Origin of the sequence: Nocardioides cremeus, assembly GCF_030518195.1 — a bacterium.
Taxonomy (GTDB): domain Bacteria; phylum Actinomycetota; class Actinomycetes; order Propionibacteriales; family Nocardioidaceae; genus Nocardioides; species Nocardioides cremeus.
Genome location: NZ_JAULSC010000439.1, coordinates 1 through 220, shown reverse-complemented (window position 1 = coordinate 220; position 220 = coordinate 1). Strand labels below are relative to the sequence as shown.

Genomic DNA, 220 nt, shown 5'->3' with positions numbered 1-220 from the left:
GCCGCCGTCGAGCTCGTGCGGGCCAGCCTCGAGGCCGGCTCGTCCGACAACGTGACCTGCGTGGTCGCCGACGTGCTCGACGAGGAGGCCGCGGGCGCGCGCGCCGACGACCACGACGACCAGCAGCCGATGCTGGTCGGCGCGGCCGCCGAGCTGCGCCGCCGCGCCCCCAAGGGCTCCCGCCCCACGGGCATCTTCCGCGGGCACCGCTCGGGCGACA

The 220-nt window shown here is 78.2% G+C and carries 1 pseudogene; it reads left to right on the top strand.

Annotation, left to right across the window (positions count from 1 at the left end):
• Window positions 1-220, top strand: a pseudogene (locus QWJ41_RS21645) (PP2C family protein-serine/threonine phosphatase); the annotation flags it as partial.